At 37.2% G+C, this 15967-nt stretch carries 15 protein-coding genes; 7 read left to right on the forward strand and 8 right to left on the reverse strand.

Annotation, left to right across the window (positions count from 1 at the left end):
- The first annotated feature begins 131 nt into the window (after window positions 1–131).
- Window positions 132–515 (forward strand): group III truncated hemoglobin, encoded by a 384-nt coding sequence (locus BCF58_RS14175; RefSeq protein WP_121462465.1) that lies wholly within the window; start codon window positions 132–134, stop codon window positions 513–515.
- Here the strand turns inward: BCF58_RS14175 and BCF58_RS14180 are convergent.
- From BCF58_RS14180 to hflX, 6 genes are all read right to left on the reverse strand, one after another.
- On the reverse strand, window positions 512–1582 hold the full coding sequence (locus tag BCF58_RS14180; RefSeq protein WP_121462466.1) for a calcium:proton antiporter: 1071 nt from the start codon (window positions 1580–1582) through the stop codon (window positions 512–514). The genes BCF58_RS14175 and BCF58_RS14180 overlap by 4 nt on opposite strands.
- A gap of 66 nt (window positions 1583–1648) precedes the next feature.
- The gene (locus tag BCF58_RS14185; RefSeq protein ID WP_121462467.1) at window positions 1649–1978 is read right to left on the reverse strand and encodes a DUF6122 family protein; all 330 of its coding nucleotides are present in this window, start codon (window positions 1976–1978) and stop codon (window positions 1649–1651) included.
- Complete coding sequence (locus BCF58_RS14190; protein ID WP_121462468.1) at window positions 1978–2697, reverse strand: DNA alkylation repair protein; 720 nt, start codon at window positions 2695–2697, stop codon at window positions 1978–1980. Before BCF58_RS14190 ends, BCF58_RS14185 begins: the two co-directional genes overlap by 1 nt.
- A 15-nt stretch (window positions 2698–2712) precedes the next feature.
- Entirely contained in the window at window positions 2713–3999 is a 1287-nt protein-coding gene (locus BCF58_RS14195) for a cation:proton antiporter (protein ID WP_121462469.1), read from the reverse strand.
- A gap of 23 nt (window positions 4000–4022) precedes the next feature.
- Complete coding sequence (locus tag BCF58_RS14200) at window positions 4023–4652, reverse strand: DUF4919 domain-containing protein (RefSeq protein WP_121462470.1); 630 nt, start codon at window positions 4650–4652, stop codon at window positions 4023–4025.
- Entirely contained in the window at window positions 4652–5875 is a 1224-nt protein-coding gene (gene hflX, locus BCF58_RS14205; RefSeq protein ID WP_121462471.1) for a GTPase HflX, read from the reverse strand. Before hflX ends, BCF58_RS14200 begins: the two co-directional genes overlap by 1 nt.
- A 204-nt stretch (window positions 5876–6079) precedes the next feature.
- Here hflX and BCF58_RS14210 point away from each other — a divergent pair, with 204 nt between their 5' ends.
- From BCF58_RS14210 to BCF58_RS14225, 4 genes are all read left to right on the forward strand, one after another.
- Window positions 6080–6787: a LytR/AlgR family response regulator transcription factor gene (locus tag BCF58_RS14210; RefSeq protein WP_121462472.1), complete on the forward strand. Its 708-nt coding sequence runs from the start codon at window positions 6080–6082 to the stop codon at window positions 6785–6787.
- Window positions 6788–6924: 137 nt separating this feature from the next.
- Entirely contained in the window at window positions 6925–7404 is a 480-nt protein-coding gene (locus BCF58_RS14215; protein WP_121462473.1) for a T9SS type A sorting domain-containing protein, read from the forward strand.
- 6 nt (window positions 7405–7410) lie between these two features.
- The gene (locus BCF58_RS14220; protein WP_121462474.1) at window positions 7411–9930 is read left to right on the forward strand and encodes a beta strand repeat-containing protein; all 2520 of its coding nucleotides are present in this window, start codon (window positions 7411–7413) and stop codon (window positions 9928–9930) included.
- Window positions 9931–9937: 7 nt separating this feature from the next.
- Complete coding sequence (locus tag BCF58_RS14225) at window positions 9938–10348, forward strand: hypothetical protein (protein ID WP_121462475.1); 411 nt, start codon at window positions 9938–9940, stop codon at window positions 10346–10348.
- Window positions 10349–10405: 57 nt separating this feature from the next.
- Here BCF58_RS14225 and BCF58_RS14230 read toward each other — a convergent pair whose 3' ends face one another.
- Window positions 10406–10840 (reverse strand): META domain-containing protein, encoded by a 435-nt coding sequence (locus tag BCF58_RS14230; RefSeq protein ID WP_121462476.1) that lies wholly within the window; start codon window positions 10838–10840, stop codon window positions 10406–10408.
- Between the two features lie 88 nt (window positions 10841–10928).
- On the opposite strand from BCF58_RS14230, the gene BCF58_RS14235 reads away from it, so the two are divergent.
- Window positions 10929–13136 (forward strand): S46 family peptidase, encoded by a 2208-nt coding sequence (locus BCF58_RS14235; RefSeq protein ID WP_121462477.1) that lies wholly within the window; start codon window positions 10929–10931, stop codon window positions 13134–13136.
- A 77-nt stretch (window positions 13137–13213) separates the two neighbouring features.
- Window positions 13214–13690: a YdeI/OmpD-associated family protein gene (locus BCF58_RS14240; protein WP_121462478.1), complete on the forward strand. Its 477-nt coding sequence runs from the start codon at window positions 13214–13216 to the stop codon at window positions 13688–13690.
- 38 nt (window positions 13691–13728) lie between these two features.
- On the opposite strand, the gene BCF58_RS14245 is transcribed toward BCF58_RS14240, so the two are convergent.
- Window positions 13729–15753 carry a hypothetical protein gene (locus tag BCF58_RS14245; RefSeq protein ID WP_121462479.1) on the reverse strand — a complete coding sequence of 675 codons (2025 nt, stop codon included), beginning with the start codon at window positions 15751–15753 and terminating at the stop codon, window positions 13729–13731.
- Between the last annotated feature and the right edge of the window lie 214 nt (window positions 15754–15967).

Raw genomic sequence — 15967 nt, forward strand, 5'->3', positions numbered from 1 at the left:
TCATTCGCCTGCTTACATTCATTATTTCTTTATCTCCTATAATCAATATGCAAAGATAAAATATTGTTTTTATGAAATTTATCAAGCTTATCATTGAATGTATCAATTGGTTTTGAAGTAACTTTGATGGTATGAAAAAGCTGGAATCAAGAGAAGATATTGAACTTCTTGTCAATTCATTTTATCAAAAAGTGATTAAGGATGAAACGATTGGTTTCTTCTTCAACGATATCGCCAAAGTGAACTGGGATAAACATCTTCCAAAGATGTACTCATTCTGGGAATCCATTCTTTTCGGGCAAATGACCTATAAAGGAAATCCTATGGCTGTCCATTTCCCCATTAATGAAATGGAAGCAATGGAAATGAAGCATTTTGAAAAATGGATCGAACTCTGGAAAAAAACCATTGAAGAAAATTTTGTGGGTGAAAATGCGGATACGGCTATTTATAAAGCTGAAAATATTGCAAGATTAATGGCCTACAAAATGGAAATGGCCAGAAAACCCGGTTAAGGAACGATCACCGTAAAAATATAGGCCGCTAAATTGACAAGAAGTACGGTTCCGTACAAAATATTGGTCTTTCCCCTGCTTAAAGAGAGCATGACTATAAATACGGATAAAGAAAGCAGGATAATATCTTTTTTATCCAACCCCAGAACTAAAGGGATATCATACATAATGCAAACCACCGAAACAGCCGGAATAGTAAGCCCTATACTTGCTAAAGCAGAGCCCAAAGCCAAATTCAAACTGGATTGTATCTGATTGTTTCGTGCCGCTCTGATGGCAGCAACCCCTTCCGGAAGCAAAACTACCGCTGCAATGATAACTCCCACCAAAGATTTTGGAGCTCCCATACTCTGAACCATATTTTCAATAGTTGTAGACAAACTTTTCGCCATCAAAACAACAATTCCAAGGCAAATCACCAGAAATACAAAACTTATAAGGGTTTTTGTAAAAGAAGGGATATAAAGCTCTTCAGGATGTTCTTCCGGAATAATAAAATAGTTTCTGTGCCTTACCGTCTGAACCATCAAAAATACTCCATAAATAACGAGACAGGCAATCGAAACAAAGGTTAATTGTGCTTCATTATAAAAAGGGCCGTTCACACTGGAGGTAAAACTGGGGAGGACCAATGTAAGGACCAATATGGATACGATACTCACCAAATAGGTTGTCGCTGACGTCCTTGCGAAAAATTGCTCATAATACTTCACACCACCCACCAGAATGCAGATTCCTAAAATTCCATTGAGAATAAGCATTACCGCAGCAAAAACAGTATCCCTGGCTAAGGTAATGGCTTGATCTCCTCCCGCCACCATGAGTGAAATGATCAATGCCACTTCAATAATTGTAATACAGAGTGCTAGAATAATAGTTCCGAAAGGTTCTCCTACCTTATGGGCTACTACTTCCGCATGATGCACTGCTGATAAAACACTTCCGGTAAGTAAAAGCCCTGCAATAACATCATAAAGAACCCCACTCCCCGTTAATCCGGAAAAGTAATATAATACCGCCATAACAGGGATAATCGTAGTATAATGTAAAAAGTCCTTTAATCTCATAAAGCGTCTACAAAATACAAAAAATCTATTGAATTTAAAATATTAAAAGAAAATATTAATCAATTATTAATGACACCAGAAATGATAATCCTGAAAATCAGTCAGCATATGAAATAATAATCCGATGCCAATTATTCTGATATTTCCTTTAAAGAACAGCATCAAAAAATACACCGCAATAGCATAATAAGAATGTAATATATGAAATCCTATGCTGTTTCTTGAAGGATCGAAGACAGGATCAGCAAACAAATGATCCAAATCTACCAACATTGTTGCCAGCAAAATACAATATACTTTTTTCCAATGATCACGATAAAAAATGAGTGCAATGAAAGTCGGAAAAATTAAATGTAAAAAATAGTGGCTGCACGTTTTCCAAAAGAAACAATCCATTATATTCTGCCTTTTAAATAGTCTTGTCTCAGGTCTTCATCCAGTTTTTCAATCGCATATCTCAGACATGTTCTCGGCATTTCTTTATAATGAATATTAAGATAATCAATCAGCTCTTTCTCATTTTTATTTCCCATTTCCCTTAATAACCATCCGTTGGCTTTATGCATAAGATCATGAGAATGCTTTAAATTGTTTGTTACAAATTCTTTTGTCAGGTGATAAGACCCTTTTTTTATATAATGCATGGTTCCCACCACGGCTATTCGCTTATGCCACATATCTTCAGAAGCAGACAGCTTCCTCAACAAATCTTCTTTTTGGTTTTCAAAAGCATATCTCCCCAGAATCTTATAACAGCTTGAATCCACCAGATCCCAATTGTTGATATGTTTCAGATGATTAAGATAGAAATCGATAATCTCATTTTTCACAGCAGGATCCTTTGTTTTCTCGAATTTGGAGATCAGCATAAATAAAGCGGTTAATCTATGCTCATGATACCCTGAAGAAAGCAACAAGCTTAAGTCTTCCAATGAAATTTTTGAATAATATTCTTTCGCAACTGAGCGTTGATCAGGAACCGTAACGCCAAGAAATAAATCTCCTTCGCCATACTCTCCTTTACCCGTTTTAAAGAATCTTGGAAAAAATGCTGCTTTTTCAGGAATGGACAAGACCGCTAAGGCTTCCTGTATTTCTTTAACTAATACACTCATCTGTCTCTTACCATTTTAATTAACTTTATCTAAAGCAACACTCTCCTGCTCCTGCTCTTCTTTGGCAATTTTGTTTGGATTGGCCACTTTTGCAATAGTAAGTCCCTGAACTATAATAGAGAATACAACTACACAATAAGTAATACTTAAAATAATATTGCTGTATTCACTTTTTGGGATAGACATCGCCAAAGCAATAGAAACTCCGCCTCTTATTCCACCCCAAACAAGAACTTTTACAGTCTGCGGGCTGAATCTCGTCTTGAAAGACATAAATTTCGTCGGACCCCAAATAGAGATAAATCTAGCCAATAAGACCACAACAATTGCAACCATTCCCGGAATCATAAAGTGTCTTAAGTCCTTAATCATTAAGAGCTCAAACCCTATAAACAGAAACAATACGGCATTCAAAATTTCATCGATCAATTCCCAGAATTTGATGAGGTAATCCTGAGTCACGGATTTCATTTTAAACTTCACATTGAAGTTCCCCATGAACAGACCTGCTGCAACCATTGTTAAAGGTCCTGAAATATGCATTTGCCTTGCAATAAGATAGCCTCCCATCACCACAGACAATGTTACCAAAACTGAAATAATATAGTCGTCCACTTCCCGCATTAACCTGGAAGTGACCCATCCCAGAATCACCCCTAAGAGCAATCCGCCTCCGGCTTCTTTCATTAAGAGCAAAATGATGCTTTCAACTCCCAAATCCACTTCATTCCCTATTGCCAATTGCATTACCACCGTGAAAACCACTACAGCCATCCCATCATTAAAAAGAGATTCGCCTGCTACTTTTGTTTCCAATGCTTTAGAAACATTCGCCTGCTTTAGAATACTTAATACCGCCACAGGATCTGTAGGAGAAATCAACGCTCCAAAAACAAGGCAATAAATGAACGGCAGCTGAAGCCCCACCAGTGGCAATAAATAATATACTCCAAAAGCGACGACAAACGTAGAGATTACAACTCCGGCAGTAGAAAATATGACAACCGGCCAAAATTGTTCTTTTAAGTCATTGATATTAATATGAATTCCTCCGGCAAATAATAGAAAATTAAGCATTGCTCCCATCAAAACCTCAGTAAAGTCAATACTTCCCATCAGTTTATTAAGATGACCGAATGTTCTTGGTAAAACCGTTTCACCAAATGAAACCAGAAAAATGGAAACCACGATGGCGATCACCATGATCCCGATGGTGCTCGGAAGCTTAAGGAATCTGTAATTAAGATAGGCAAATATTGATGCTAAAACTATTAAAGCTGAAAATGAATAATATAATTCCACTAAGCTGTTTTATATTTAAAATTTTAAAAGTCTAAATAAAGGACTTTTATGTAAATTGTGTTGTTGTCTTTTTTCCAAATATCGAACATCCCGTCTTTTCCGGGCTTTGAACCTCTTGTATAATCCTGTCCTATATTGAGCATATTGAGTAAGATGTACTCATCTCCTACAGAATTGACCTGATATGCTGTTTTTTCAGATTTTCCGTCCCCGGAAGATTTTATAGCATCCGTCAATAACCGAAGCTGGCTCAGATGATGGCTAAAATTACCCGCATCTTTCTTATCGTCGTATGCTCTCAGTAAAATGAGCAATACATCCAGATTGGTAGGGTCCTTATCATACAAAGCCTTTCCTTGTTTGATGCATTCTTCAAAGTTCTTAGTCTTAAATGCTTCGGCTAAACTTTTAAATGCTTCATCCGATGTTGAGATTTTATCATTTTTAAAGTTCCTTCCATAGTACAGATGCTGCGCTTCAATGCTATCCAAGGATTTAGGATATCCTTTGTACTTAAAAATCAGTTTATCATAATGATATGGCGATTGAGAATTTTCAAGGTTTTTCTCAATATTCTTAAAATCTAATTTTGATTTCTGGCTGAATCCAAAAACCGAAAAAAGAAGAAATAAAAGGAAAAAGTAATTTTTCATTAATCGTTGTTATCTTCTTCGTCGTTATCGAAATATTCAAAAAGAAAATCGTTGTACGGGAATCTTGAAATATGAATCTGCATAACCTCATCGTAAATCATTTTTTTCATTTCCGGGAAATTTTCTTTCGTTAAGGCAGAAATAAACACGGTTGGATATTTCGATTTGCCCATCCAGGTTTTTTTCCATTCTTCCAAAGAAATATTTTTTCTTGTTGAAGGGGTCAAATCGTCCTCATCTTTTTTCTCATAGCTGAAATCATCGATCTTATTGAAAATCATGATCATTGGTTTTCTATGCGCATCAATTTCCTGCAAAATCTGATTCACCGAAGCGATATGGTCTTCAAAGCTTTCATGTGAAATATCCACCACATGGATCAGCAGGTCAGCTTCTCTTACCTCATCCAATGTAGATTTGAATGACTCCACAAGCTGGGTCGGCAATTTTCTGATAAACCCAACGGTGTCCGTTAACAGAAATGGTAAATTTCCGATCACTACTTTTCGAACCGTTGTATCCAGAGTGGCAAACAATTTATTTTCAGCAAAAACCTCAGACTTTGAGAGTGCATTCATCAAAGTGGATTTTCCAACATTGGTATATCCTACTAACGCTGCACGTACCATCTTTCCTCTGTTATTCCTTTGAGTAGCCATCTGCTTATCAATCGTTTTGAGCTTATCCTTCAATAAGGATATCCTGTCACGAATGATACGACGGTCAGTTTCAATTTCGGTTTCACCGGGTCCTCTCATTCCGATACCCCCTCTCTGACGTTCCAAGTGAGTCCACATCCTTGTCAGCCGAGGCAAAAGGTACTCATACTGTGCAAGTTCCACCTGAGTTCTTGCATAAGAGGTTTGTGCTCTTTGAGCAAAAATATCAAGAATAAGATTGGTTCTGTCTAAGATCTTTACTTCAATTTCTCTTTCAAGATTTTTAAGTTGTGATGGGGAAAGCTCATCATCGAAAATCACAGTTCCTATTTCATTTTCTTTTACATATTCTTTAATCTCTTCCGCTTTTCCGCTTCCGACAAATGTTTTGGAATCAGGTTGTGATAGTTTTTGGGTAAATCTTTTTTCTACCGTTGCTCCCGCTGTATAAGCCAAAAATTCCAATTCATCCATGTATTCTTTCAGCTTATCCTCATCCTGGTCTTTGGTAATGAGTCCTACCAAAACCGCTTTTTCATATTGATGTTCCTTCTTTTCTAACATTAAGTTTTGTCTATGTTTATGAGATTTACAAGATAATATTTTTAAATATAAAAAGCAAAAAAAGTCTTTATTTACATTGAGTTGATACAATATCAATTATCAATATTGCTGATTTATAGAATTTTATTATCTTTATGGTGCTTATTTTTCAATTGAAAACCTTTACAGTTGAAAACTACATAAAAACTAATATTCCAGCGTATCATGATTACCAATATTAAATGTATGATTATTGATGATGATGAACTGGACAGACTGGTTCTTCACCATCATATCAACCAATATGAAAATATTGAAATTATTGCATCCTTTAATTCGGCTGAAAAAGCCATACCCTATCTTGAGCTCCCCATCGATCTCTTAATTCTTGATATTGATTTGCCCGGAATGAGTGGTCTCGAATTCAGAAAACTAGCCCACAAAATTCCCGCCTGTATTTTTGTAAGCTCTCATCCCGAGCTTGCTGCAGAAACTTTTGAACTGGGCACATTGGATTTTATTCCGAAACCTCTGAAGACAGTCCGTTTTCATCATTCCATGCAAAGACTTTTCGATTTTTTTGAAACTAAAGAAAAGTGCGAATGCTTTGATGCCTTGATTGGTGAAAACTGTATCAAAATAAAAGAAGGCGGAAACATTTATCAGGTAAAAATCACAGATATCCTTTATCTTGAAGCGCTGAAAGATTATACCAGAATTGTAACCCCGGAAAAAAAACACTGCATTCTGGACTCCCTCGGGAATGTTTTACATAAAAGCTATTTTGATTCTTTTGTACGGATTCATCGTAGTTATGCCGTACCCCGGCATCTTATCAGAAGTAAAAACAATCATGAAGTGGAGCTTGTGGAACAGATTAAACTCCCTATCGGAAGGGCATACAAAAGCAATCTTTCTTTTTTTGAACCATAACGATTTTCTTTAAATTGTCGTTGGTCGATTTTTTCTGTCGTTTATCTATTTTAAAAATATCAGGTCTTATTATATGGTAATTTAGTGTCCCTAAATAAGTTACAATACTATTTAATAACCATAAAATAAAACCTAATATGAAAATCAAATTTACTTCCCTTCTTTTTCTCTGGCTATTGACAACTTCGGGACTTCTAAAATCACAAATGGCGGTTTTAGCATCCGGAGGTAATGCCACAGGAAACGGGTCCAGCTCTTACAGTGTAGGACAAATTGCCTTTCTCCATAAAGGCACCAATACAGAAATAATGGAAGGAGTGCAATCGGCTTTTGAAGTGACCACTCTATCAACTAATGAATCCGGCAATCCTAAAGAAAATGGTATTTTACTGTATCCAAATCCTTTTAAAGATTTCCTCTATTTGGATTTCACATCAGCTGATTACAGAAATTCCGGCTATCAATTATTTGATGCGCAGGGGAAATTAATCAGGCAGGATAAGATCATTCAATCAAAATCCGAACTTAATTTTTCTGACCTTCCTTCTGCCATGTATATTATTAAAATTACCCAGAAGGACAGGAACATCAAAACATTTAAAATCATAAAAAAATAAACGACCATGAAAAAATTTTTATTCACGATAGCAATTGCGCTGGGTGCCTTTCTGGCTTCAGCTCAAGTGCCTGAAAAGATGAGTTATCAGGCAATTATCCGAAACAATTCGGGACAGTTGTTGCCCAACCAGAGCATCGCTGTAAAAGTCAGCATTTTACAGGGTTCACCTGCAGGTGCTGCAGTATATTCGGAAAGACTTACAGGAAATACCAATGCTAACGGTCTTATAAGTATGGAAATAGGCTCCGGAACCGTGCTTACGGGAACATTTAATACGATTGACTGGACTACAGGGAGCTATTATTTAAAAACAGAAACCGATCCTGCGGGGGGAACTAACTATATCATTACAGGAACCAGCCAATTGCTTAGTGTTCCTTACGCCATGTATGCTAAATCAGCAGGTGGCGGCGGTGGAGGATTTTCTCTTCCTTATACCAATACCCTGAATAACGCTTCTACTCTTTTCTCTCTTATCAATAATGGTGATGGAAGTTCCGTAGAAGGAATCAACAATACCACTACTTCAAATATTGCTTCATTGAGAGGTATTGTCAACAGCGCGTCTCCCGGAGGTTTTTCATCCGGAGTCCGCGGTATTAATAATGGTACCGGAGGTTTGGGTGTAGGTGTATATGGAAGCCAGGCCGGAAGCGGGTGGGGTGTTTACGGGGTAACTCCTGATGGATTAGGCGTTTACGGAAATGCCAGTGCCAACGGATATGGTGTTTACGCAAACAGTAATACCGGAACAGGTTTGAATGCTACCAGTAACAATGGTATTCCAGCCAATTTTTCAATTTATAACAATGCCAACAATAATAATGTAATTGTCGCTAATTCCGTAGGAAACGGAACAGTAGTAAATGTTACCACAACAGGAAACGGAGCCGGAGTCCGAAGTTCAACAGGGGCCGGGTTTGCACTGCATGGAATTACAAGTGCCCAGACTTCTGCGGGGGTTATAGGTGATAATAATGGAAACGGGGAAGCTGTAGTAGGGCGAACGACCAGTGATATAGCCGGAGCCGTAGTAGGTAGAAATGATGGCGGAGGCTATGGGGTAAGAGGATTTGTTGCTACCAACGCTACCGGAACCGGAGTAGGTGTTTTAGGACAAATCGGGCTTAACAACAGTACAGGACGCGCAGGACGTTTTGAAAATTTGAGTGCAACCAACCTTAAAAATGCTTTTGAAGTAGAAACCAACGGAAACGGAAATATCCCAGACAACACACAGGGTAATGCCGCATCATTCTTAGTGAATAATACCAATAGTGTTGCTGCCGCAGTAAGAGGAGAAGTTAAAACCATATTTGGAAACTTCGGCGCTGCAGGTATTTTTGGTATTTCTTCAGGCACCGGAGGCTTTGCGGGACTTTTCCATGCTTCAAACGCATCCGGAAATGGTGCCGCATTAGTGGCAATAACGGATGGAAACGGAAATGCCATTACTGCCAACGCAAGTAAAGATGGGAATGGTGTTGAAACCAATATTGACGGTGCCGGTAATGCATTATACGCATGGGTTCCCACTTTTGCCACAGGACGTGCAGGAAGGTTTAATATTTTCAATGAGTCCAATACCAGTGACGCAATAACCGTGACAACTGTAGGAAATGGTATTGCAGGAAACTTTAAGGTTGATAAGGTTACCGGAACAAAAGCAGCCGTGAGAGGTGAGGTAAACTCCCAATTCGCCAATTTCGGAACAGCAGGTATCTATGGGGTTTCTTCAGGTACCGGTGGATACGCAGGATTATTCCATGCCAGTAATCCTGCAGGAAATGGACCCGCTTTGATCGCCATTGCGGATGGAAACGGAAACGGTATTACCGCTAACGCATCCAATGGTGGTGATGGAGTAGAAACAACGGCTGACGGTACAGGAAACGCAATTTATGCTTGGGTTCCTAATTTTGGTAATGGACGTGCTGCCAGATTTGTTAATTACAATACAGGCAATACCAATCCTCCCCTTACCGTAGAAACTCACAGCAGCGGATCAATAGCTATATTCAAATCCGGAAACCCGGGAACTGTAAATGTTGCCCGTATCAATTCTGCAGGAAGAGGATTTTTTAATGACGGAACTCAGAACAGTGGTGCAGACGTAGCGGAGGTTTTTGATGTGGAAGGAAATATTTCTGAATATGAAACAGGAGATATTCTTGTGATTTCTACGGATTCCGACAGAACAGTAGAAAAGTCCTCAAAACCATACTCCAGTCTTGTAGCGGGTGTATATGCCACCAAGCCAGGCGTATTGCTTACGGAAGAACATATAGATGCTGATATTTCCGATAAAGTTCCTATGGGAGTTATCGGGGTAATCCCTACCAAAGTTTGTTTGGAGGGGGGACAGATCAAAAGAGGAGATATGCTGGTAACTTCATCAATCCCCGGTGTTGCCATGAAAGCAGACCTGAAAAAAGTACAGATAGGACAAGTAATCGGAAAAGCCCTTCAGGATTATGATCAAAATGAGACCGGAAAAATAAAAGTTTTAGTAAACATTAAATAAACTTACCATGAAATCATTATATACCATTGCCTTTCTGACATTAAGCATCATTATTCATGCCCAGGAAAGAACAACTGAATTACAGGAGGATCAGGCGCTCATTGTAAAGCAGGCGAAAGAACATCAGGCTCAATTGATGAAAAGCATTCAGGAGACTACGCCTAAGCAACAAACCACGCAATTAGTTTCCGAACAGGGACTTGAGGTTAAAAAACAGCAGGAAGCCAAAACACAGCCCTCCAATAATAATTCCGGTAAATTATTACCGAATACGGCAACTTTAGAAGAAGTATTAGCGACAATTCCGAACAGACAAAAATCCCGAAAAACAGATTCTAGGAACACAAATAATCATGTACAGGGTTTGCCTAACACAGCAACTTTAGAAGAAATTAAAAAGACAATACCTAAAAACTAATAACTTCTTTCAATGGAAAAGTCCGCAGTAGCGGACTTTTCATTTTATAGCTATTGTTTAGTCCCAATCTGCAGCAACAAATTTCATAGTGTTCCCTTTTTCGTCCGATAACGTAAGGAAGTGACCTTCTACGGAATATTTTTTCATCTTTTCAAAGCTTTTCACAAATGCTGTTTCCAAATCCATGTTCTTGCATGCCATCATAGTGCTTCCCGCTCCCGAGATTTTCAATTCCCCCTTGTTCTTAAATTCTGATGTAAAGAATATCCTGTTACAGCCCATAAAAGCCCCACCCCGGATTTTTCCGTTTTCTTTTTCTGCGGTCAGGTTGATTCCTGCTTTACTGGCTACAAGCTGATCTCTAGAAAAATTCTCAAAAGAAACCAACATCCATTCTCTTTGGATATGGGGATTTTCAATATGTGCTGAAGAGCAGTTGATCATTATTCCCAACACAAGAATCGATAAAAATGAAATGATTATTTTTTTCATAACTAGCTTTATCCCATTTTCATACCATTTCCAAACAGAATATTGTAAAAATTAGTAAATTAGCGACACAAAAATTTAATTTATAAAAATGAAAAGAATATTTCTACTATTCACTTTCTTATTGAGTTTTGCTCAAATGAGAGCAGATGAGGGGATGTGGCTGTTAATGCTCATCAAAAGACTTAATGGTGTTGACATGCAAAAAGAAGGTTTGCATCTGACTCCGGAGGAAATTTACTCTGTGAACAATTCAAGCTTAAAAGATGCTATTGTAAGCTTCGGAGGTTTCTGTACAGGTGAAATTGTTTCAGACAAAGGTCTTATTTTCACCAACCACCACTGTGGTTATGGGGCTGTTGCTGCTGCTTCTACTCCTGAAAAAGATTATTTGAAGAACGGATTCTGGGCAATGAAACAAAAAGATGAGTTCAACGCAAAAGATCTATATGTAAGATTTTTAGTTAGAATGGATGATGCTACCCAACGAATCACTTCTAAACTAAATAACAATATGACCGGAGAGCAGAGAAAAGCTGTTATTGATGCTGAAACAAAAGCTATCCAGTCAGAAAACTCTGAAAACGGGAAATACACCGTTGTTGTGAAAGATTTCTTCAACGGAAATGAGTTTTACTATTTTGTTTACCAAGATTATAAAGATATCAGGTTGGTAGGAGCTCCTCCTTCCTCATTAGGGAAATTTGGTGGTGATACTGATAACTGGGAATGGCCAAGACACACTGCAGATTTCACTGTTTTCAGAGTGTATGCCGATGCAGCAGGAAATCCTGCTGAATTTTCTCCAAGCAATGTTCCTTTAAAGCCTAAGCATTTCTTACCAGTTTCTCTTAAAGGAATCAAGCCTGGTGATTTCTCAATGATCTTAGGGTATCCTGGTAGAACAAACCGTTACCTTACTTCTTACGGTATCCAGCAAATGGTAGGTAAAGATTATCCGGCATGGGTAGAAGCTTCTAAATTAGCAATGGATGTGATGAAGAAGTATATGGATAAGGACAAAGCGACTCAGCTGAATTATGCATCCCAATATGCATCAGTGGCCAACTACTGGAAAAACAGACAAGGAACCATTGATGCAGTGGCCAAAAATGAAACGATTGTTGATAAGCAGAATATTGAAGCAATCTTCAGACAATGGTCTTCACAACCCGGAAACCTGGAGTATGACGGGGTGTTGGAAAACATTTCATCCTATTACAAGCAGGTTTCGGACAGAAATGTTGAAAGAAACTATATGACCCAGCTTTCAAGAAATTCTAAATATCTTAGTATTGCTTACCAATTGGGATCTGTTCTTAAAGCATACGCTGAACAGGATATGCAGGGAAGACTTGCCATGAAACCTAAAGTAGACGCAGCTGTGAAGGGCGTATATGAAAATTTCAACACTCAGCTGGAAGGAGAAATGCTAAACTCAATGGTTAATCTTTATCAGACAAGAGTAAATAAAGAGGTGGCTTCACCGACGTTAATGGCATTAGATGCTAAAAACTTATCTACGGTAGCATTTTCTTCTCTTTTTGCTAACAAAACTTCGGTTACCAACTTTATTTTAAATCCGGATCGTCTAAAGCTTGATGCTGACCCGCTTTTGAAAATTGCTAACGGATTAGCTACCGATCAAAGACTATCTACTGAAAAATATGCTAAAGTAGATGATAGTTTTGCTAAAAACAGCCGTTTATTTTTAGCTGGTTTAATGAAAGCTATGCCAGAGAAAAAATTCTATCCGGATGCTAACTCTACGATGAGATTAACTTACGGAACTGTAGACAGACTGCCTGTAAGAACAGACAGAAACTACTACGGAGTTACTGATAACTATTATACAGACATGACAGGTCTTGTAAGTAAATACAAAAAAGGTGATGAAGAATTTGATCTTCCGCAAAGAGTAATTGATCTTTATAACCTGAAAGATTTCGGACAATATGCAGATGCTGCAGGATATATGCCTGTTAACTTCCTTTCCAATAACGATATTACAGGAGGTAACTCCGGTTCTCCGGTAATTGATGGTGATGGTAACCTTATCGGTATTGCATTCGACGGAAACAGCGAAGCTTTAAGCGGAGATATCGTTTTCGAGCCTGAATGGCAGAAAACCATTAACGTTGACGTACGTTTCGTTCTTTGGGTAATTGATAAATATGCAGGGGCAAGAAGATTAGTAGATGAATTAAAGCTTGTAAGAGGTGAAAATACTCCTCCTGATACAAAAACGAAGAATTCAGGGACTACAGCAGAGCCTAAGAAAACCAAAAAGGCAAAATAATACCTATTATATGATTTAAAAAACCGTGAAAGTTATTTCACGGTTTTTTTATTTTTGAAAAAAAATAATTTAATCCCATGAAATCTGAAGCCATACAATTTTCAGGAGTTATCAGGCAAAACGGCAATATGAATGCAGCGTTTGTAGAATTTCCATTTTCTACGGAGCAATTATTCGGTAAAAAAGGACAGGTAAAAATCAAAGCTGTATTTGATGATAAGGTTGAATACCGTGGAAGTCTTGCTAAAATGAAATCGGATTGTCATATTTTAGGCTTAACCCAGGAAATCAGGAAACAACTGGGAAAAACTTTTGGAGATGAGATTTCAGTAAGTATTATTGAAGATAAGGAAGAAAGAACCGTAGACATTGCAGATGATATTGCCGTACTTTTTAACGAAAGTCCTGAAGCAAAAGAATTGTTTGACAATATGAGCTATACCCATAGGAAAGAATATATCCGCTGGATTGAAGAAGCAAAAAAGGCTGAAACCAGGGAAAACAGAAAAATAAAAATGATTCGGATGATTCTGGATGGAAAGAAAGGAGTTTAGAAAAAATCTAAACTCCTTTTATAATTTATTCTATAAAATTACTGGAATGGGGCTACAATATTATTCACAATATTAGCAGGCAAGCCGGATATGTTATACTTTAAATTATTAACTAAAGACACTTGATTAGCCGGAGGAAATACGGTATAATCTCCTTTAAATATGCAGTTTTGGAATAATGCATGAGAAAGACCAGGATAAATAGCCCCTCCATTGAACTCTACATCTTTGAACTGGATATTACATGTATCGAAACTTGAATTTGGGTCATCAATATCAAAATTGTTTATTTCTCCGCCATGCATGATGACATTTTTAACATTATCTCCACTAAAACGAACAGTTTTATATCCAAAACTATTATTTAGCACTAAATCAATTCTTCCATTATATTCATCTTTATATCTGGAGGTTATATATGCACTTAGCGTATTAGCAACATTGGTCATCAATCTTCCTGTAATTTCTATTTCCGTTTGATAAACTTCCTGGTATATACTGTCTTTTATAAAGAGTGCAGATATATATGCTGTTGTAGGTGATGGATCTACTACATTTACTACAGGATCTGTTATTTTTAGCCTCTCAAGATTAGTATATGAGTGACTAAAAACGCCTAAATAAAAACAATATATTTCTTTTGCCCTCGTATTTATTACTGGATTAATGATATTTAAGCTCTTTGGCAACGTCGGTTTATTGGTATAATTAGGCAATTCACTTGGATTTTCTTTTCCTCCGGGAGTTGTATATGCAAATAAGTAAACATCATCTATCTCACTTGAATTAAAGACTGGATTATGTATGTTTATAATCCCTCCTAAACTGGGAGTATCCATCCGAATTCCAAAAAATATCCTTGCTGCCCCATTTACTATTGGTGAATTAAGGGTAATATCATTTCCTGCAAACTGAAATCCTGCGCCTCCTAAGTCTGTCTTTATAATCGGATGATTTGCTGTAAATCGGTCTGTCCAATGATCATCTATCCCATCTTCCCAAACACCTCTATTGATGGTAACATCCACACTGTTTCTTCCGGTGTAGCCATGCCTGCAATCTATTACATTTCCTTCATTAATGGTAACTCCTATGGATTCATAGTTTGCAATTCCATATCCGTTTCCGGCATTTGTAAACCCTTTAATAAAAGGGGAGTTTATGATAACGTCTGCACATTTATCTATTTCCATAGCTACACTACCCGTATTATTAGTTTCATTGATAATTTTAGGGTTATTAAGTGTAACATTATCTCTTTTGATGAGCAAATATTTGGATCCATTGACAAGGCTTCCCTGTACTTCAATAATAAGATTATCAATAATAATAGGCTCTTCTATATGAAATTTAGTAACAGTTAATTGGGTTTTATCCGTATAAGAACATACAAGAGGTGTTGTTAGCTTTCCTTCATTGGTTCTAACAAATTCTTTCTTGTAATATGGTCCAGCCCCAATACGTTCAATTAATATTTCATTTGAATCAAAAAGCAGATTGGCAATTCCATCATTAACAAAGCCAACGTCTAAGCTTCCACGGACAGCTTTATTAATATCCCAGTTGCTAATATCAACATTTTCACCGGTGTGAGATCGTACAATATTTATAGTAACATCGTCATTACCTTTTTGAAGTAAAAATTTACCATCACACCGTCCACTCGTTTTTATATCGAATGATTCATTAATGAGAATTTTAAATCTTCCTGGTATAACCCAAAAGAGATTATTTAAATTCACATACTCAAAATATGATTTTACAGGATTTGTTTCATTAGTCATTCCGTCTCCTATCACTCCAAAATATCTGATGTCTATTTCATCTTTAAATCTATGCTCCAACTTTATTCCTCCGGCAGAAGGAATAACGACACTTCCCCCATCATCAGGGGCATTTGTACTTGATTTATAATAAATTACAGGATCAGGAGTGTCTCCTTCTGTATAATACCCCAAAAGATAGACTCCTTTATAGACATCGTTTTGAAGATCTGCGATTTCTCCTAGTGAAAGATTTCTCATTTCCGCCATGGAGTTTTTTAAAATAAATGGAAAATTCATAAAATAAAATTTTGTAATTGTTATTATGACAAAAGTAATTTTCGAAAGCGCCAAAACTTGACGCATTTTATTTTAGTGAAAAAATTAATATTCCAAATCCTGTCCAGACTTCTATACTGCATAGTTTTGTAAATAGGGCAAAATATCAGAATTTCGTTTGATGTCATATTATTAAATAACGATTCAGGGCAACTTCGTTGCCCTGAATCGTTTT

It is taken from the genome of Chryseobacterium defluvii, from assembly GCF_003634775.1.
In the GTDB taxonomy this organism is placed as follows: Bacteria; Bacteroidota; Bacteroidia; order Flavobacteriales; family Weeksellaceae; genus Chryseobacterium; species Chryseobacterium defluvii.